The following is an 18,554-nucleotide window of genomic DNA, read 5'->3' as shown; positions in this document are numbered from 1 at the left end:
TGCTTCTTCCTTGAAGCGTTCGAAATCGAAGGATTCGTTTGTCTTCATTGTGTCTTTAAGTTAAACTAATTTACTTATTTTTTCCCTTAATCAAATTAAGAGATGACACAGTTTGGTTTACAGTCTCAAGACTATTAGTCGCTGGCTTTCCATTATTCTCCATTTCAGCATTTGACGCAGAGTGTCCACCTTAAGTCACATGCTTTGGATGCATACTTATAATGTACGTCTCAATTTTTTTTGATCAAAAAGATACCAAAAAAATGTACAAATCTGAGATGGATTTCAATCTAAAAAATTATTCTAGTTTTGCGATTTGATGGGCATCGTTGCCTTTTTCAACAAAGTAACCAGGCGCTATTTTATTCACGAATGTAAAAACGCTGTTGGAACAGCCAACGTGGTCAAAATCGACCAGCCTCTTAAATAGTTCCTGATATACTGTAAAATTGGACTTTACCGTCGTTTTTAAATGAACAAGATCGTCACGTAACGCAATCATTTCTGTTATTTTGTAATATTCAATTTGATTAGTTTTGTAAAAGTCTATATCCTTCAATTGGATCATAAGCTCTCTTAATTTTGTACCAATAGGTAACCATTCTAATCTAGCTTTCCCCTTTTTACCATCAATTTCCAGTTCTGTATCATCGGGAATTTGCTGATTTAGAAAGCCCTCAATAGTTTTACTCAAAAGGGTTACTCCTTCAGATGTTTCCTGAAAGTAGTCGACAAAGGCGTCAAACTTTTGCTGAGCCGATGGAAAGCCGTCCATATTTAGAACTTGATCACGAAAAGGTAAAGATTTATCTAGGTGGTCATTAGCGGACTTATAGTAGATGCAGATCGGATTCGGTTCAGGGAAATTGATGAACATTCTCTTGTTCGCCGAAGCCTTAAAACTAGTGTTTACAAAGCGCCCACCTCCCATGGAAGTCGCCATTATTCCACCTGCCTTTTCAACCTCCCTAGCTGCAATTTGCAGAATATCCTGTATTTGTTGCGGAGTAATATTTTTTTTCGTTAGGTCCCATTCTTTAATATTAGCGACCTGAAGACCCAACGTATCAAAGTCAGTAAGAGGGCGAACGACTATTATCTTAAATTTACTCATAATACAAATTTTACGATTGGTATTTTGGATAGATATTATTTCGCTAGTTAAGACTTACTTCTAGTTTTTAACAGAATTGATTCACTTTCTTATCTATCGGTATTCTGGCAATTAGAAATCTATCTCATCTTGAGAAAACATAGGCTGTTATAATAGCTCTATCTGAGCGAGTGTATAGGTCTCAGTCACCAAATCTTATATAAATGTATCCAGGAAAGTTCCCGACATTTACAGGACATTTTAGATTGAACCCTAATGGCAAACAGCTGGAAGCAAGAACTGATTGAAGCATTGCAAGGAAATGATCTTGTGCAAGCTCAAAAAACAACGGCATCAAACATCCCAAAGAAATTATACAAACATTTTTCAATATCCGACAATACCTTTGACACATTGGAAAAAGGGGCGGTTTGGCTTTCTGATCCATCTTCTTTCAACGACCCTTACGACTCAGCCACTTCGTTGATATCCGAAACCATGAAATCCGGATGGGAAGAAGAAATGGACATCACATCGAAACAGCTTAGTGCGATCAATACAGCTAAGGAAATTTTCGAAATGGCCAAACATCAAGACGACCTAAAACAGATCCGGAGAGCTTTAAGGGTTTGCTGTTTTAGTGAGCTTAATAATTCGATTTTGATGTGGTCACACTATGCAGATGAACACAAAGGGATCTGTGTCGAATACGATCTCACAAGCCTTGTGAGTACAACGCTGCCTCCAAAATGGTTCTTGTACCCAATGATTTATTCAGAAACGCTATTCGATGTAAACCCGTACATAAACGAAACAAACATACACCCGCTGTCTTTGATGCTATGTTCACTCTACAAATCCGATGAATGGAGCTATGAAAAAGAATGGAGATTAATCACTGCACCAGTTATTATGCCGAAAGCCGGGCATATGCAAATCCCACAGCCAACCGCTATATATCTGGGCAGCAGAATTAAGACAGAACACAGACAAACCTTAAAAGAATTTGCATTCCGGAAAGAAATTAAGCTGTTTAAGACAGATTTTGATCCTTTGAAATTTAGAATGCACTTTTCAGAAATTACCGCTAGCGGCATCTAAGCAATATTAATGTTAACGCAGAAATTCTTCTGGAACAGGTATTTTCTCCAAAAGCTCGCTCATTTCTTCCGCCCTACGCAAAAATGTATCTGGCATCACGAATGGATTACCTGCGACATACGCTTTGTTAGGATTCTTAGATCCTCTTTTTGCACGTTTGATAACAGGCTCTTCTTCATGAACATAAAAAGAAATCTTACCAACTTCAAAAAAAGTTGGTTTGGTTATTGGACTAAGATAATATGCTTTCCCAACCTCAAATTGTGAGGGGTTGTTTTTTTTCTCTTTTGCCTTTTCTATTGTTGTATTAGCCATATGATTACCTGTCAACTTGGAACTCAATATAATCATCTTTTCAAATTTAACAAAAAACCGTCATAATTAGTGCCCTTTTGAAAAGGTTCCCATCTTCCTTCCCAAGCTGGCCAATTTCCATAGAAGTTACCCTTTTCATCTTTGTCGGCAATGAGAGCGTATATATTATGCTTTTCTGATAGAAATTCGTAATTGTTATTGATCCCAATTTGATATCTTCTAGTTCTTACACGTAACTCCCCTGGTTCTGCAGATCCTGTTGCAAAGATATTGCTGTCAGGATATTTTTGTAAAAACTCTAAGGTTTTCTGCGCAACCGTAGCCAAAATCTTATCTGAATCACCATTTTTTAATTCAATTTTGTCATCAATCTTGTTAGTTTTCTCGTCCCATACACCAAACGCAAGATTATAGGATCTCGGTCTACGAAGTGGCTGGAGAGCCATTAGCATATTATAAGTTTTATCACCCTCGCTATAAAACTGAAACGCATTGTAATCTTTATACTGTGTATCGTAACTCTCAAAATTCATAAAATGATATTGGCGGTTTCTACAAATCTATGGAAAGAGCTACAAAATCCTAGTATACTTCATTGGAAGACCTGTTATAGTAGCGAGAACAGCAGTGACAAGGATTGGCACTATGGGTGGGTTACTGGTGATGTGTCGTTTGAGTTCATAGGGACGTCCTGACAATGCCAATGGATAAGCCAATGCTGACAGCTCTCGCAGCTGCACGGCAATCTGGTGCTATCAGCAAAAGACCTTCTTTATCAATATGCAGGCCGGGAACTAATCAGCGAAGGCTTTACATTCGAGGACGACTACTGTTTGGACTGACCCTCCTAGCTCCAAATGATGAGACATCTAAGGAAATTGAATATTAATATACAAAGCTGAAATTTTTACCGTCTTCTGATACATTCTTTACACCCAGAATTTCTTGAAATTTTTCCGAATGATTTTCGTTTCTCATCGTCAAAAGGGCGCAAAGTGAATGCTTGATCATATGAGTGGCAAGGAGAATCATTTCCATTTTCTCCACGGGAGACTTCTGAACGATATAAGGTATCAGGCTAAAATGGTCATACTTAGAATAAAAGCTATACAAGTTTTCGTACCACTGGATGTTAGGTTTACCTTCAAGTGTCTTAAGGATGTTTTTTATCTTCATAGATTCTATGGCGTCCAGATTATCAGGATTAAAAAATTTTGCAACATCCCTAAAAGGGGTAAACCAAAGAAAGGGAGAAAAACCGTCACGATTTATGTGTAGGTTTTTTCTCCCTGGATAATTCGGTATACTCAATTCTAAGCTCACTCTGATGCTGATCAAGAGGATCTGCTGTCCGAAATGCTATATGACGATCATATACAGTATTGAACTTTACTTACGAAAATAAATACAACGTTCTGCTTGCAATTTGCCTGCATCTTTCATCATATATTCAGGTTTAAATTAAAGTTAGAATCAAAAGTCCGCCTTGCATCTTCAGATGAATTAAATGGTTATACTACTTAATTTTCATAGTCAAAACTGTACCTTCTTTAATCTCGTCAGTTCCTCTTGAAATAAGGGTATCTCCTTCCGCTAATTCTCCGAACACTTCCATCTGGTCGTTTACATTGATCCCAGTACGTACATCAGTCCACTGAGTCTTACCGTCTTTCACCTGGATCACAAACCGTCTTTCCAGATTGGTGACCACTGCCGATGTGGGAACGAAAAAAGTGGGTGCAGGTCTGCTAAATTTAATATTCGCGTTGGCAAACATCCCCGATTTTAGCTGATTCCCTTTGTTTGGATATAGGAATTCCCAGGTTTCGGTTCGATTTGCCAAATTCAATGCGCCTGATTTCCGTGATAACTTTGCCTCAAACAGCCTACCGGGATACGCATCGACGGAAAAACTCACCGATGCATTTTCAGGACTAGCTGCTGAGTAAGCTTCGGGAATGGGTAGCCGTAAACGAAGTGAGCTGTTATTTTCAATGAGCAGCATCGGCTTGGCATTTGCGGGTCCAACCAGCGTTCCAGGATCAACATTACGCTGTGTAACAGTGCCGGAATAAGGTGCGCGTATGGTCAAATAATCATTCAATTGCCCTGCGGCGTTTAACCTGGATTGGACGGATACATAAGCGGCACTGTCTGCCAGCATTTGTGTTTTAAATCGCTCGATTTCACCCTGCGAAACCGTGCCTTCTACCTTAGCAGCCTGGACAATCCTTTTGTAAGCATCCTGGCTTCCTAGGAATTTCGATCTGGCCGATTCCAGGTCGGCATTGACCTGTGCGTAGTTGGTGATCATTTCCGGCGCATCAAGCGTGACCAGGACCTGCCCTTTTTGTACACGATCGCCTATGTCCACCTTAATGCTTTTAACATACCCGGTTACCTTGGCTGTGACTTCTACCCGTTCCAGTGGGATCAACTCTCCCGGGAAGGAAACCTGTTTGTCGAAACTTTCCTTTTTAAGGATAAAAGCAGCCGTAGAGTCTTGCTTGGGTTTTGTTTCCTGCTGCTTTTCGGGTTTATTCTTACAGGCTGAAAACAGTGAGACTGCAAGACTGAAAATCATTAGTACGGGGATCTTTCTCATATATTGACAGCGTTTGCCGTTAGTTTTTAAAGGTTTGGATTCTGGGATCCCGTTGGCGATTCAGGATCCAGGGATGGGTTTTTATATGGATCCCTTCCGTTTATCAGGGCATAAATCAGGGGTAAGAAAATCAAAGTACTGATTGTCGAGAAGATCAGTCCGCCAATCACTGCTATGCCAAGAGGCGCACTTTGTTCGCCGCCTTCGCCAAGTCCAAGCGACATGGGGACCATTCCCGCAATCATGGCCAGGCTTGTCATAAGGATCGGCCGGAGCCGGTTGCCGGCAGCTAGTATGGAGAAGTTTGACCCAAAGTCTGTCCTCCGGTTAAACTCGGCGTTGGTGATATACAAAATGGCATTGGCTACTGCTACACCCACGGCCATAATGGTACCCATGTAAGATTGTATGTTCAATGTCTGACCGGTTATTAATAGCAACAGGGCACTGCCCGCAACAACTGCGGGCACGATGGACAGAATGGTAAGTGATATTTTGAAAGATTGAAAATTGACAGTCAGCATCAGGAAAATGACTACGATGGCAATTAATAGCCCCGATTGCAGTTCGCTCATTGTCTGGCTCAATAGCTCGGCCTGTCCCCTTAATGTGATCTTTACTCCAGCGGGCAGCTCACCGAGCGCGGCAATTGCATGATTAACTTCTTTAAAAGTCGATCCCAGATCCTGGTCGAAAATGTTGGCTGTGATGGTAATGAACCGCTGTTGATTGATACGGTCATATTCTCCGGGGGAAGTGGTTTTCTGGATCATAGCCACATCGCGCAGGTAGACCGGTGAGCCCACGTTGCCTGAAACCGGCACCATTTCCAGCTTGTCGCGGCTGTTCATGGTATACTGCGGATACTCAACCTGGACCTGATAAGCGGTACCTGAGCTTTTGTCCAGCCAGTAATTAGGTTGTGTAAAACGGCTGGAAGAAGTCGCGGCCACAGTTGATTTACTGATCTGGTCAACGCTCAGCCCTAGCTGCCCAGCCTTTACCCGGTCGATATTGATCTTCATACCAGGATAATTCAATGGCGTGGCAATTTGCACATCCCTTAAAAAAGTAACCTTTTTTAAATTCGCTTCCAGTTCAGAAGCGATCTTGCTTGACTGGGCGAGATTCTTACCTAATACAGCAATTTCGACCGGATTATTTGACCCCAGGTTGATCACCTGTTCGGCCAGGTTTCCAGGTTCAAAGGTGATTGATGCTCCCCTTATATGCTCCGAAACTGATTTTCTAAGTTCTTCCTTGAAGGCTTCGATGGCAATCCCGGATCCTTCCTTGAGATTGATTTTGATGACCGCCTCATGCGGGCCACTCGTCCACAGATGGATCAGGTTCACCGGGTAGCTCGAAGGCTGCGTTCCTACAAAGGCTGAGCTGATCTCTACCTGGTTGTCGGTGATTTTGTTGGCCAGGGAAAGCAATTCTTGCGTTGCTTCCTCGGTCCTTTCCAGCCGGGTGCCCGTGGGCAGCTTCAATCGTACCTGGGCTTGGCCCATATCGGATTTGGGAAATACTTCTGTTCCTATTGTAAAAAAACAGAATATAACCAGCAGCACGGAAACCACAACGAATGCGGGTGCAACAAAAGCCTTGTAGGTGATCCAGCCACTAATTTTCGATGAATACGATTCTTTGAACCTTTCAAAGCGTCTGGGCTTGTCATCCCTTACGTTATCCCGTTCTTTCATCAGCCAGTTGGCAAAAACAGGGACTAATGTCTGTGACAAGAGAAAGGATGCTATCATGGCAAGACCCACAGCAAGCGACAATGGCAAGAACATCGAGCCTGGAACGCCCGTCATAAAAAAGGCTGGTACAAAAACAGCCAGAATGCATAGCAGGATCAGTAGCTTGGGCAGTGCGATTTCCCGGCATGCGTCCAGGATCGCCTGCCTTTTGGATTTGCCCATCTCCTGATGGTGGTGAATGTTTTCTATTGTTACCGTCGTTTCATCGACCAGGATACCAATGGCCAAGGCCAGCCCCCCAAGGGTCATGGTATTAATTGTTTGTCCAAACAAGTTCAGGCAAATTACTGCCGACAGCAGCGAGAGCGGGATGGTGATCACAACGATAAAAGCGCCCCTGGCATCACCCAGGAAAAGCAGTACCATTAGCCCGGTGAGCAATGCGCCTAACACACCTTCTGTAATAAGCGTTTTGATCGAGTTGATTACATAACCCGATTGGTCAAACTCGTAACTTACCTGGATATCCTCAGGTACTGCTGCACGCATATCGGGCAGTGCGGCTTTTACCCTCTGTACCACATCCCACGTGGACGCATCGGCCCGTTTGGTTACCGGGATATAGACCGATCGCTTGCCATTGATCAAGGCATATCCGGTTGTCACATCAGCACCCAGCTCTACATTGGCAATGTCGCGGATGTAAACCGAAGGGCCGCTTCCGATTTTGAGTGGCAAGCTTTCAAGTTCTTTAATATTTTCGACCACAGCATTCTGGGAGGTGATCAGCGTTTCGTTGCCCACCCGGATGTTTCCTGCCGGGGTAATACTGTTGGCCTTTGCCAGGGCCTGTACAATCTCATCTGGCGAAAAATTATAGTTCCTTAGTTTATCAGGGTTGATCTTGATAATTACTGTTTTCTGGTTGCCACCAAATGGCGGCGGCGCTGATACGCCCGGCAAAGTTGAAAACATGGGACGCACTTTAAATAAAGCCAGATCCTGTATTTCGCCCAGCGACCGGGTTTCTGACCGGAACACCAGCTGTCCAACCGGAACGCTGCCCGCATCGAATCGGGTAATGAAAGGCGGGACGGTGCCCGGTGGCATGAAAGCTCTTGAACGGTTGACGTAACCAACCACTTCCCCCATTGCCTGGCTCATGTCCGTGCCTTCATTAAACTGGATCTTAATCAGCGATGCTCCCTGCACAGACCTGGACTCCACAAACTTGACACCGGTCACATATAGGAAATGGTATTCATAATAGGAAGTAACGAACCCTTCCACCTGCTCTGGCGAAAGGCCACCATAAGGCTGGGCGACATAGATCGTCGGCACACCCATTTTCGGGAAAATATCAATTTTCATCGACCGGATCGTTAGCCAGGAAAAGAACACGATGCCGATGAAAGCAACGATAATTGCGATCGGGTTTTGAAGGGCCAGTTTTATTAGTCGTATCATACTTTGCCTTATTTAACCTGATTAATAAATAGGTTCAGATCACCCTGAACCGCTGCTTTAAAGAGAAGTGCTTTCCAAACACCCATAAAAGCCAGTTTGTAGTCCGTCTCGGCTTTTACCAAAGCATACTGTGCCTGAAAGAGGTCAGACAAATTCGCCAGACCAGACTTATAGCGGGATTGCACAGCTTGATAAGAAAACTGTGCGGATTCTAGATATAGGGGGCTTTCCCTGGCTACGGCCAGTGCGCTGGACAACGTAGTATCTGCTAGTTCCTGCTGCTTTTTTAATTGCAGGGCAATACCTTCCATTTTCTGTTGGCCTGAATTAATGACGAAATCCTGTTGCTGCAACTGTGGCCTGAGGCGAGCAAAAGCAAGAAGCGGTACACTGAGCTGAAAACCGACACCATAATTGAACCGCTGAAAACCCAGGCCATCCGTTGACTTTACGGTGCCGTCATAGGAAATGCCGGACCCCCTGGCGTAGGTAGTACCCCAGACCCCCAAGGTTGGCATCATCATTTTGGCGAGCACATTTTTCCGGGCCATATTCATTTCATTATTGGCCTGGTAAAGCCTCATAAGCGGATGTTGGAGTGAATCCGGGTCAAAGGTATTTTCAGGTAACTGAGCAAAAATCAATGTATCGGCAAAACGGCTTTTTACATCGCCAACCAGTAATTCGGATAACCCGATGCGCGCCTGTGCTTGTTTGTTATTGTGGTTAAGAAGTTCCACTTTGGCCCTTGACACTTCGGCTTTGAGTAGCGGGGAATCTACCCCAGGGCGGATACCACTTTCAACCAGCGACTGAACATTCAGCAGATTTGATTCCAGTCTTTTCAAGTTGTTGTCATAGACTTTTGCCAGCTCATCCAGCGTCAATACTTCCAGGTAAGCATTGACAACTTTAATCTTATGTTGGAAGATTTCGTTGGCGGCGTCCGCACCCGCATATTTCGCCCCGGCTTTTGCAAGATCAACCTGCGATTGTCGCCGGCCAAATGTAATGGGTTGCCAGTTGAGCAAAAGACTTGTTGCACTGCCGAACACACCCCCATATTGATTACTAGTGGACGGAGGCCCGCTGATAGGAAGAAGTTGGCCAGGATAGGACATCCCGGTGATGTTATTATATGTTGAATAATTGAGCTGATAGGCCGCGTCCAGTGTAGGCATAAACGATGACTTACTTACATCGACCGCCTTTTGCGCAGCCAGGGCATCCAATTTCTTTGATTTTAAAAGCGGGTAGCTGTTTTCAGCCATTTGCAGTAGTTCTGTCAATGCAGCAGGTTGTTGTGCCTGGGCGTTTACTGTCAACAGCATCAGCAAACCTTGCAGCAGAAAAGACTTTGTTTTGTTACAGCTCATTTTTTCATTTCCGGTATCGGTCCAATTCATAGAATTTTGTATTATATCAGCCCTGCGCCAAGTGCGAGGGAAACCACAATCAGCATGAATGCCACTAGCGTTTGGATGAATTTCATAGTGACCTTTTTGAGTAGCTTATTTCCAAGATAGGCCCCTGCAATGGCCGAAAGTGTTGCGGCTACCAGCAATGTGATATTCTGATGCACGCCTGCTTTGGTAAACCTGGTTGCATAAACAGAAAGCCTGGTAAAATCCACAAAAGTCGATACGACGACCGCCGTGGCAACGAATGCTTCTTTGGAGAGTCCTGCGTTTATCAAAAACGCGCTCCTTAGCGCTCCTTGGTTTCCGGACAATCCGCCGAAAAAGCCGCTTAGTGCGCCGCCGAGTGCCAGCTTATCCTTACCGAACCGTAACCGGCTGAAATAGGGCAGCAGGTCCATGACGGCAAATAGGATCAGCAACAAAGAAATGATCAGTTTGACCGGATATACCTCAAAGGCCTTGCCTGCAAGCTCATAAGAAAAAAGTGGTGCTGTATCGGTGATCCGGAGCAGCAGATAAGCGCCTGCAAAAGCAGCGATTACCGCAGGGATGCCAAAGCGCAGCAACACGTGCCTGTCAGCTTTGCCCCCTACGAGGATCAGCTTGAAGACGTTATTGAAAAAGTGAACAATGCCTGTAAGCGCAATGGCCAAATCCACTGGAAAGAAAACCATGAATACTGGCGTCAGGATGGTACCTAACCCAAAACCCGAAAAAAAGGTAAGGATGGAGACCAGAAAAGCTGCAACGGACAGGATAAGTATTTCCATCAACGGGCGGTTAAGTTATGATCCACCGACCATTTGCCACCGCCTTCAATGATCAGGAATATGCTCCCAAGCAGCATGGCCCAGTCTGTCCGGCTACCGTGCATCATTTCCCAGAACCCATCATTAGCCAACACTTCTGATTTCGTCGTTGCGAAGGCTACCAGCATGATGATCAGTAATGGAATCGACGCCAGCCTTGTCAAAAAGCCTATCAGCACCAATAACCCACAAACAATTTCAAAGCTTCCAACAAAGGGCCCTAGCGATTCAGGGGCTGGCAGCCCGATCTTAGCAAACCTGCCGCTGCCAAGTGAGTCAGCAAACAGAAACTTTTGAACCCCTTCGGATAGGAAAACCACACCAACCATTAAACGTATGATCAATATTGTCTTGGAATGACCGGTCTGGATGATTTTTTGAAACATAGGATTTGCTATCATTGAGGATAGCAAATTTCGTACAATCCAAAAAGGGAAGTGTGGTATATTTGAAAATAGAATGGTATATACTAAACATGCAACCGGAAATTAGTCGGTGTTTGCCCCGAATGGCGCTTGAAATACTTGACAAAGTGGGAGTTGTCCTTAAAATCCAGCAATGTCGCCATCTCGGAGACGGTCATGTCCGTGTATACCAGCAGACGTTTGGCCTCGTTAATTATGAAATCAGCCAGTACCTGTGCGGCAGATTGACCGGATGATTTCCGGCAGGCTGCATTCAGATTCTGCGGGCTGGTATGAAGATGCGCGGCATAAAAGGCCACGTTATTTTTAAGCAATTTATCCTGTGTGAGCAGTTGCTGAAATTCCTGAAAAAGACTATCCTTCTTGCTCCTGACTAGGGACTGCGGTTTTCCGGTTTGTAAAATTTTAGCCAGTAATACTTTGAGCAGCCCTTCAATCACGGGTGTATTATTATTTTGTTCCGGCTTATACTCGTCAGTCAGCATTTGAAACAATTGCTGTACGATGCCAGCTTCTGGCAGATGGATGCTTGGCAAACCGCTGATACTGGCAAGCAGCTCTTTCAGTTGTTTATCCAGACTATTGTCAACAAATTCTTTTTTAAGGATCAGGACGAATCCTTCGGGTTCATTTTCCAGTTCCCAATGGTGCACCTGCTCTTTGCGGACAATGTAAACGATTGGGGTGATGACAGGGTATTTTACTGAGTCAATGGCATGAAAGCCCTTTCCCGCTGATAAGAAAATGATCTCAAAATAACTGTTGTGCTTGTGTGGTGTGGTTTTACGTATATCTTTTTTGAACGGAGCAATTTTGATGCTCTTCTGGTGAATTTTGTCTTTGATTTTTAGCTCTGTTGACATATAGAAAAGGAAAAAAAGTCACGACTATAACATAGCATTTTAATTTGTTGTAAGTCTGAAATATTGATATCTAAGGCGCTAGGTTCAGATCCATAATCGAGCCTAAATCAAATGTTTTATAATCCTTACCATCGGAGAAGTCGTATTCCCCCACAAGGTTAATATGTGCCCAGCTGTGGGTAGAAGTTGCAAGAATTTTTTTCAACAGGATTTGCCTGTCATGCTCGGACCCAGCTGCTACTAGTTTTTCAGATAACAACAACAGATTATAAGTGTTCACCGTATTTGCTATCAGCCTTTTACAACCTTCTGCCGTCAATTGCTCTTTACGGGTAGCCCAGATCAATTCCTGGTTATTGCCTACGGTGATAGCTTTTGAAAAATTATTGCTGCTCTCAATTTTTGAAAGTGATCCAGACACGGATTTCCGGATTAACTCATCATCCATATATTGATAGATGTATGCTGTTTTGTAGAGCCTGCCCAAATCTTTGAGGGCTTTATAAAGCGGATGTTGTTTCGAATATGAATTAAGGCGTTTGAACAATGTGGATGCCTTGGAATATCCCAACTTTATGGTACAGACAAGTCTTAAAATTTCATCCCAATGATTTTCCAGGTGAACCAAGTTAATTTTAAGACCGGGAACAATTTTATAATTCATTTCACGGTAAGTCCGGGCTTCGTCAATTGAATAAAGCTGCTGGTGATGAAACCTGGCGAACCTGGGGCGAAATTCAATCCCAAGAAGGCCAGTCACGGCAAATACCGGTTCACTAAAACCATGGGTGTCTGTTGAATGCACATTGGGAATGAGCACTTCATTGTGGGTCAAACCATCCAGGACATAATGTGATTCCGGTTCTGCTGCGCTGAATACCGTGGAATAAAATAACTGCCCGGCTTCGTCCAAAAAGGAATACATGGTAACACCCCTGCCATTTCCGAAGTACTTAAAAGAAGGAGAAGCCACTAGCGAAGCAACGGATACATCGAACTTTTGACCGTCACTGGACGTATGAACAAAGTCTGCATCCTTTCTAAAATGTTCGGTAAGAGGTAAAGAGTTGCTAAATGCAAGTACTTTGTCATTTGCCTGTATTACAGTCTCTGGCGAAAAATATTGGAGTGCCGTTGTTTCTAATGAATTGGTCTTGATACCCTTGGACATGTAAGAGAATTTACGGATTCCAATGTTACATCCGAACCCAAGAATTGCAGCAAAAAACAACTTCTCTTCCGGACGTTTAGGGATGTGGTCAATACCGCTATGGGTAAACGAGGAAATAAAGTCGCTTGTATTTTGTACAGTTGAAAGAACATCTGCTAACGGAATAACATATTCCTGGGGATAAAGCGATTCCAGATCCGTGACTTCTTCCAAACGTTTATCTTTCATCAGGTGCCAGCCACCGGTAGGATCAAAGTATACCTGTTTGTTGTTGCCTTTTTCTATACGCTCGTTTGTTAATTTTATCTGGGCATTTAGCTTTTCATTTATCCTGAATAGGGTCTTCCGGGAATCTGCAAAAGCTGTTAAGCCAGCTTGTTCTATGAGTTTTTGCTTTTCTTTGTTCCAAACCGAAGCCGGTATTTGATACTCATCAAAACTTCGGTAATCATAAGATGAATCGATTGGAAGTACTCCGGATTTAATGCTATCCCTGATTTCCTGAAACAGGAATACTTTATATAAACCTGTACGTAGTTTCCCTTCCGTAGTTAATACCCGCTGCTGCTCTTCCATCCCTAAAAAATTAGTTGGTACAGCTGCGCGTGAAATAATAGAACCATTCTTTTCCTGGTAGTACCGGACCGCTTCAAGAATATTTTTTCCTGACGAAGTCGAACTAGGGATCAATGCTTTTACGATATCACTAACTTTACCATTTAATTTCGATGCATTTTTTTCAAGCATCTGATAGAAATCTTCCCGGTCATTTATTTTTTGGTTGGCTTCTTTTAGTGCTTTAAGGCGCTGCTGGTCTTCCTGTAACAATTTTTGAGATAACCGCTTGTTTTTAAATAGCTGCTGGATCAATGTTACCTTGGCCAACGGCTCTATGGTAGTGTCAGCAATAATTTGTTCAATGGCACCCAAAATATCAATATGCGTACTGCTCCGCTGGGCAACACTGCTAACCAGTTGCGCGGTCTGCATCCTGTTTTCATAAAGCTGCTGCTTAACCAGGTTCTCACAACCATTAACATAATTGGTGACCGCACTATTCAAAGTCAGGATAAGTGCATCTCCTAACATATAATACTGATGGATAATAAAGGAAATCAGAAGAAGATAACGATTTGTGCTACGTGTAGCTATTTGCGTTACCTGGTTATTGATAACGTATTCCGCATAAAATTGAACAGTGGTATCAGATAATTTTAAGCGCTTGACAATCGGTAATAACTGCAAATACATATTCTTTAAGCTTTCAAAGTTGGTTACTCGCTCACGGATCTGCTTTGTTTCCATGGATTGAGAAATCCGTTTAAAGAATGTAATCTCATAGCGTTTTACTTTCAAATGCTTCCTGCTATCCTGTTGATAAGAAGTGTGTTCAACAAGAAGCTGCTCTAAAAGCAAAATATCGGCGGTTGTCAGGTACTTATTTAAAATAGACTCTAAATTTTGCTCGAAACGAGCAAGAGATTTGTCCAAAATCGTTTTCAGGCTTTGGTATGTTGGAATTTCGATATGATGTGATTGGAGAAAGTCTACCATCCCTTCGAAAATCAGGTGCGGCCTGGTCTGTACATGTGCCAGTCTGTGTGTTTCTTCGGCCAACGCTTCAACCGAAGATTTTTCAAAAGCTGCGAAGCCAAAATATCCAAGAATGTCCTCCCGGTGCCTGAGTGAAGTCCGTCCCCCGTAATCGGTCATCTGTACAGCGTTGACATCAACAGAAATTCGTGCCGCTACAAAGTCCACGTCACTTTGGTGAAAACGGTTCGATCCAAAAAACCGACTTACAACCCGGAAGTATCCAACCTGCAAAAGAAAGCCAACTTTATTGGATGGTGTCTGCAAAGCCTTGACATATTCTTCTGCCCACTCAGGAGCTTCTAAGAAAATCATTTTCTGGTCGACACTCAAAACAGGTGGATTGTCAAATCGTTGCCGGGCTTCGGAAGTCAGGTATTCTTTTCTTGGCATGAGACGATTGTGTGTATAATAAAACGTTGCTCAGAATGTACAAACCTGCCATACTCATTGAAACCAAAAGTATGGCTAAATATCAGACGTATTTTATCAATTTAGTAAAATAAACTTGTATACCAATCTAAGTACATTAAATTTGATTAACTAGATGGATTAAAGTAGACAAAAAGTGAAAATTGGATATGCACGGGTATCGACCCAGGACCAGAATTTAGAAATGCAGCTGGATGCCTTGCAAAAGGCTGGCTGTGAGAAAATATTTCAGGAAAAAGCATCCGGAATAAAATCCGACAGGCCGCAGTTGGCTGCCATGCAACTGATCCTTCGTGAAGGGGATGTTATCTATATTTACAAATTGGATCGTTTAGGGCGTTCTTTAAAACACCTACTCGAAATGACCTCCGATCTTGAAAAGCGGGGAATCGGCCTGGTCTCTATTAACGATTCCATCGATACGACTACTGCCCAGGGCAGACTCATCTTTAATATTTTTGCTTCTTTAGCAGAATTTGAAAGAGACTTGATCAGGGAACGGACAAAATCTGGTTTGGAAGCCGCCCGTGCACGTGGCCGAAAAGGTGGACGCACCCGTGGCCTGTCTAAAGAAGCTGAAAAAAAAGCCATGCTTGCCCAAACCTTATATAATGAACGGAAATTAGGGGTGAACGAAATTGCTGCAGATCTTGAAATCTCGAAAATGACACTTTATAAGTATCTACGGCACCGCGGTGTCCAAATTAATAGTAAGACCTGAATTTGTATCGTACATCAAGCAACATAAATGGACTTTAAAATTCGTGAATTGCTGATTCAGTAAGCTTTTCTAAGGTTATCTGCAAATGCATCTGGTAGCAAGCTACGCTCTATTGCCTGAGCCGCTTTCTCAACATCATAATTCAACCGCAAGAATTCGACCTGTATCGCATCCGGACTTGTAACAGTAGCTGACTGGTTTATTGTAAGCATCACATAACATGCCCTTGAATCACCATCCTTGGGTTTGCCAACGGAGCCAGTATTGATCAGGTGATGATAATGGTCATTACCGTCTTTCCCAGAACTAATGATCCGGTGGTAAGGCTTATGTGAATGGCCAAAGCAAAGGATATTGGCACTAAATTCTGTAACCAAATCCAGCATATATTGCTCAGGCAGTTCTTCCAAAAGGTATTCGTTGATACTACGGGGACTGCCATGTACCAGAAGCATATTTAGCTTGTCATCATTGAGCATAAATTCAAGTTTTAAATGTCTGGGAAGTGTCAGAAGGTATTCCCGTTCTTTATTGCCAACAAGCTTATAAGCATACTCACTGCTTTGATCCGTGCTGCACACACCCTCTGATGGCAGAATTTTAGAGACTTTCAGGTCATGGTTTCCCGCAATGGTGGCAATCCTTCTTTTACGAATATGTCCGATTACCTGGTTTGGCCATACGTTATACCCGATTAAATCGCCCAGACAATATACCGCATCAGGCTTTTTCTTTTTCAGGTCTTCCAGAACTGCTTCAAATGCGGGCAAATTGGCATGAATGTCTGAGAAAAGGGCAATCTTCATAAATTGGAAGTTTCAGTTTTATAATATTTATCACGCAGCCAAAAAGCGACATTGACCAGGGCAATCAATGCCGGCACTTCCACCAGTGGGCCGATCACACCGACAAATGCCTGACCGGAATTGATCCCAAATACGCCGATTGCCACGGCAATAGCGAGTTCAAAATTGTTACCTGCTGCTGTAAAAGCTATGGATGCATTTTGTGCATAATCTGCTCCCAGGGATTTAGCCAGAAAAAAGCTGACCAAAAACATAATAGCAAAGTAGATCACCAACGGCACTGCAATCAAAAGCACATCACTCGGAAGCTGAACAATCAGCTCGCCTTTCAAGCTGAACATCAGCATGATCGTAGCTAAAAGCGCAACCAAAGTAACAGGTGATATCATGTGGATAAATTTTTTCTCATACCAGTCTTCCCCTTTCAAAGTAGTCAGCCCAAAACGGCTGATCATTCCGGCAGCAAAAGGAATCCCCAGGTAAATGCCTACACTAGCTGCAATCTCTGCTATGGTAATATCTACGGCCAGTCCTTTCAGTCCAACTAATGGGGGAAGTACTGTAATAAAGAACCAGGCATAAAAGCTATAAAGCAAAACTTGAAACACGCTATTTAATGCAACAAGGCCGGCCGCATATTCACGGCTTCCTTCTGCCAGTTCATTCCAGACCAGGACCATGGCAATGCACCGGGCAAGACCGATCAGGATCAGCCCGATCATATAGTCAGGATGGTTTGGTAGAAACACAACAGCCAAAATAAACATCAGTACCGGCCCGATAATCCAGTTTAGTACCAGGGAAACACTCATCACTTTGGTATTGCGGAACACTTCCCCCATTTTATTGTATTTCACTTTGGCCAGTGGCGGGTACATCATCAGGATCAAGCCGATCGCGAGCGGTATGTTCGTCGTTCCACTGGAAAAAGTATTAATATAGTCAGGTATGGAAGGAACAAAATTCCCTAAACCCACCCCAATGGTCATGGCCAGAAAAATCCATAATGTTAAGAAACGGTCCAAAAAGCCTAGCTTCTTACGACTAGCGACCGACGCTCCAGCCGCAGGAGCACAGTTATTAGCTGACATAATTGTTAGTTAAAGATTTTCGTTAACAAAATTTTCTGAGTACGTTTTGATCATTTCGCGTACCGTACGAAACTGCTCAATTATTTGCTGCTCACTGCCGGTAGCTTTACCTGGATCCGGAAAGTTTTGATGGAATTTCTTTGCATTTGTAGGAAAATACGGACAGCGCTCTTTGGCGTTGTCGCATACAGTGATCACGTAATCAAAATCAATGTCCTTGTACTCATCAATATTGTTTGATGTGTGGACTGAGATATCAATCCCATCTTCTGCCATAATGGAAATGGCTTTTGGGTTGACGCCATGGGTTTCAACCCCTGCACTATATACGATGGCTTTATTACCTGCAAATTTTCTGAGGTAGCCTTCGGCTATCTGGCTCCGGCAACTGTTACCCGTGCAAAGCACTAATACTTTTTTCATTGAAATGTTTAATTGATACCTGTTACTTTACTTCTTCTTTCCAAAAGGTTGACACTACGCCATACCCCTTTCATCTTTCCGATATTTTCGCGGTACCCGATCACGCGGAAACCATTCTTTTCGTGAAGGGTCATGCTGGCGACATTCTCTGAAAAAATACCGGCTTGCAACGTCCAATACCCGCTTTGCTCACTTTCATCAATCAGGTGCTTCAAGAGCAGGTCTCCTATTTTTTGCCCCCTGAAATTGCTACCGATATAAACACTTACTTCGGCAACACCAGCATACACGCACCGGCCTGAAACCGGGGTCAATGCTGCCCAACCAGCAATTTCACCCAAATCCTTAATTGCTACATACCTAAGGCCGGAAACATGCGACGCGTCCCATACTTCCCACTCAGGTGGGCTAGTTTCCAAAGTAGCATCACCGGTAGCAATACCCTGGGCATAAATTTCACGGACTGCTGGCCAGTCCTTAGGCTCTAATGGTCGTACCGTGATCATATATGT

Annotated in this window: 17 protein-coding genes; 2 read left to right on the top strand and 15 right to left on the bottom strand. The window is 43.4% G+C overall.

Annotation, left to right across the window (positions count from 1 at the left end; all coding sequences use genetic code 11):
* Positions 1 to 298: 298 nt before the first annotated feature.
* A complete protein-coding gene (locus FEM33_RS11360; RefSeq protein WP_139012145.1) occupies positions 299 to 1,114 on the bottom strand; it encodes a hypothetical protein in 816 nt (271 codons plus the stop codon).
* Between the two features lie 255 nt (positions 1,115 to 1,369).
* On the opposite strand from FEM33_RS11360, the gene FEM33_RS11355 reads away from it, so the two are divergent.
* Entirely contained in the window at positions 1,370 to 2,194 is an 825-nt protein-coding gene (locus tag FEM33_RS11355) for a DUF2971 domain-containing protein (protein ID WP_139012144.1), read from the top strand.
* A gap of 12 nt (positions 2,195 to 2,206) precedes the next feature.
* Here FEM33_RS11355 and FEM33_RS11350 read toward each other — a convergent pair whose 3' ends face one another.
* From FEM33_RS11350 to FEM33_RS11305, 10 genes are all read right to left on the bottom strand, one after another.
* Positions 2,207 to 2,509 carry a hypothetical protein gene (locus FEM33_RS11350; protein ID WP_139012143.1) on the bottom strand — a complete coding sequence of 101 codons (303 nt, stop codon included), beginning with the start codon at positions 2,507 to 2,509 and terminating at the stop codon, positions 2,207 to 2,209.
* A gap of 32 nt (positions 2,510 to 2,541) precedes the next feature.
* Positions 2,542 to 3,042 (bottom strand): DUF6934 family protein, encoded by a 501-nt coding sequence (locus tag FEM33_RS11345; protein WP_139012142.1) that lies wholly within the window; start codon positions 3,040 to 3,042, stop codon positions 2,542 to 2,544.
* A gap of 352 nt (positions 3,043 to 3,394) precedes the next feature.
* Positions 3,395 to 3,832, bottom strand: coding sequence for a hypothetical protein (locus FEM33_RS11340; RefSeq protein WP_139012141.1), 438 nt, complete (start codon positions 3,830 to 3,832; stop codon positions 3,395 to 3,397).
* A gap of 193 nt (positions 3,833 to 4,025) precedes the next feature.
* Positions 4,026 to 5,114 (bottom strand): efflux RND transporter periplasmic adaptor subunit, encoded by a 1,089-nt coding sequence (locus FEM33_RS11335; protein ID WP_139012140.1) that lies wholly within the window; start codon positions 5,112 to 5,114, stop codon positions 4,026 to 4,028.
* 26 nt (positions 5,115 to 5,140) lie between these two features.
* Complete coding sequence (locus FEM33_RS11330; RefSeq protein WP_201747733.1) at positions 5,141 to 8,287, bottom strand: efflux RND transporter permease subunit; 3,147 nt, start codon at positions 8,285 to 8,287, stop codon at positions 5,141 to 5,143.
* An 8-nt stretch (positions 8,288 to 8,295) separates the two neighbouring features.
* Entirely contained in the window at positions 8,296 to 9,693 is a 1,398-nt protein-coding gene (locus FEM33_RS11325; protein ID WP_139012139.1) for a TolC family protein, read from the bottom strand.
* Positions 9,694 to 9,704: 11 nt separating this feature from the next.
* A complete protein-coding gene (locus tag FEM33_RS11320) occupies positions 9,705 to 10,478 on the bottom strand; it encodes a sulfite exporter TauE/SafE family protein (protein WP_139012138.1) in 774 nt (257 codons plus the stop codon).
* Positions 10,478 to 10,903 carry a DoxX family protein gene (locus tag FEM33_RS11315; RefSeq protein WP_139012137.1) on the bottom strand — a complete coding sequence of 142 codons (426 nt, stop codon included), beginning with the start codon at positions 10,901 to 10,903 and terminating at the stop codon, positions 10,478 to 10,480. The genes FEM33_RS11320 and FEM33_RS11315 overlap by 1 nt, the downstream gene beginning before the upstream one ends.
* Before the next feature lie 83 nt (positions 10,904 to 10,986).
* Positions 10,987 to 11,805 carry an AraC family transcriptional regulator gene (locus FEM33_RS11310; RefSeq protein WP_139012136.1) on the bottom strand — a complete coding sequence of 273 codons (819 nt, stop codon included), beginning with the start codon at positions 11,803 to 11,805 and terminating at the stop codon, positions 10,987 to 10,989.
* Between the two features lie 70 nt (positions 11,806 to 11,875).
* Positions 11,876 to 14,962: a Tn3 family transposase gene (locus tag FEM33_RS11305; protein WP_139012135.1), complete on the bottom strand. Its 3,087-nt coding sequence runs from the start codon at positions 14,960 to 14,962 to the stop codon at positions 11,876 to 11,878.
* Positions 14,963 to 15,137: 175 nt separating this feature from the next.
* On the opposite strand from FEM33_RS11305, the gene FEM33_RS11300 reads away from it, so the two are divergent.
* Entirely contained in the window at positions 15,138 to 15,722 is a 585-nt protein-coding gene (locus tag FEM33_RS11300) for a recombinase family protein (RefSeq protein ID WP_139012134.1), read from the top strand.
* A gap of 56 nt (positions 15,723 to 15,778) precedes the next feature.
* Here FEM33_RS11300 and FEM33_RS11295 read toward each other — a convergent pair whose 3' ends face one another.
* The 4 genes from FEM33_RS11295 to FEM33_RS11280 are packed head-to-tail and all read right to left on the bottom strand — an operon-like array spanning position 15,779 to position 18,548.
* Complete coding sequence (locus tag FEM33_RS11295; RefSeq protein ID WP_139012133.1) at positions 15,779 to 16,528, bottom strand: metallophosphoesterase family protein; 750 nt, start codon at positions 16,526 to 16,528, stop codon at positions 15,779 to 15,781.
* Positions 16,525 to 17,619 (bottom strand): ACR3 family arsenite efflux transporter, encoded by a 1,095-nt coding sequence (arsB, locus tag FEM33_RS11290; RefSeq protein ID WP_139012132.1) that lies wholly within the window; start codon positions 17,617 to 17,619, stop codon positions 16,525 to 16,527. Before arsB ends, FEM33_RS11295 begins: the two co-directional genes overlap by 4 nt.
* A 9-nt stretch (positions 17,620 to 17,628) precedes the next feature.
* Positions 17,629 to 18,042, bottom strand: a complete 414-nt coding sequence (locus FEM33_RS11285) for an arsenate reductase ArsC (RefSeq protein WP_139012131.1) — start codon at positions 18,040 to 18,042, stop codon at positions 17,629 to 17,631.
* 8 nt (positions 18,043 to 18,050) lie between these two features.
* Positions 18,051 to 18,548 carry a GNAT family N-acetyltransferase gene (locus tag FEM33_RS11280; RefSeq protein ID WP_139012130.1) on the bottom strand — a complete coding sequence of 166 codons (498 nt, stop codon included), beginning with the start codon at positions 18,546 to 18,548 and terminating at the stop codon, positions 18,051 to 18,053.
* Positions 18,549 to 18,554 lie beyond the last annotated feature (6 nt).

The organism is Dyadobacter flavalbus, from assembly GCF_006149045.1.
GTDB classification, from domain to species: domain Bacteria; phylum Bacteroidota; class Bacteroidia; order Cytophagales; family Spirosomataceae; genus Dyadobacter; species Dyadobacter flavalbus.
The sequence above is the reverse complement of the archived record's forward strand: the minus strand, read 5'-3'. Positions and strand labels throughout refer to the sequence as shown.

What these genes read in the sequence shown, in the direction of transcription:
- FEM33_RS11360 (WP_139012145.1), bottom strand. Translation starts at nt 1,114, where the DNA reads ATGAGTAAATTTAAGATAATAGTCGTTCGCCCTCTTACTGACTTTGAT.
- FEM33_RS11355 (WP_139012144.1), top strand. Translation starts at nt 1,370, where the DNA reads ATGGCAAACAGCTGGAAGCAAGAACTGATTGAAGCATTGCAAGGAAAT.
- FEM33_RS11350 (WP_139012143.1), bottom strand. Translation starts at nt 2,509, where the DNA reads ATGGCTAATACAACAATAGAAAAGGCAAAAGAGAAAAAAAACAACCCC.
- FEM33_RS11345 (WP_139012142.1), bottom strand. Translation starts at nt 3,042, where the DNA reads ATGAATTTTGAGAGTTACGATACACAGTATAAAGATTACAATGCGTTT.
- FEM33_RS11335 (WP_139012140.1), bottom strand. Translation starts at nt 5,114, where the DNA reads ATGAGAAAGATCCCCGTACTAATGATTTTCAGTCTTGCAGTCTCACTG.
- FEM33_RS11330 (WP_201747733.1), bottom strand. Translation starts at nt 8,287, where the DNA reads ATGATACGACTAATAAAACTGGCCCTTCAAAACCCGATCGCAATTATC.
- FEM33_RS11325 (WP_139012139.1), bottom strand. Translation starts at nt 9,693, where the DNA reads ATGAATTGGACCGATACCGGAAATGAAAAAATGAGCTGTAACAAAACA.
- FEM33_RS11320 (WP_139012138.1), bottom strand. Translation starts at nt 10,478, where the DNA reads ATGGAAATACTTATCCTGTCCGTTGCAGCTTTTCTGGTCTCCATCCTT.
- FEM33_RS11315 (WP_139012137.1), bottom strand. Translation starts at nt 10,903, where the DNA reads ATGTTTCAAAAAATCATCCAGACCGGTCATTCCAAGACAATATTGATC.
- FEM33_RS11310 (WP_139012136.1), bottom strand. Translation starts at nt 11,805, where the DNA reads ATGTCAACAGAGCTAAAAATCAAAGACAAAATTCACCAGAAGAGCATC.
- FEM33_RS11305 (WP_139012135.1), bottom strand. Translation starts at nt 14,962, where the DNA reads ATGCCAAGAAAAGAATACCTGACTTCCGAAGCCCGGCAACGATTTGAC.
- FEM33_RS11295 (WP_139012133.1), bottom strand. Translation starts at nt 16,528, where the DNA reads ATGAAGATTGCCCTTTTCTCAGACATTCATGCCAATTTGCCCGCATTT.
- arsB (WP_139012132.1), bottom strand. Translation starts at nt 17,619, where the DNA reads ATGTCAGCTAATAACTGTGCTCCTGCGGCTGGAGCGTCGGTCGCTAGT.
- FEM33_RS11285 (WP_139012131.1), bottom strand. Translation starts at nt 18,042, where the DNA reads ATGAAAAAAGTATTAGTGCTTTGCACGGGTAACAGTTGCCGGAGCCAG.
- FEM33_RS11280 (WP_139012130.1), bottom strand. Translation starts at nt 18,548, where the DNA reads ATGATCACGGTACGACCATTAGAGCCTAAGGACTGGCCAGCAGTCCGT.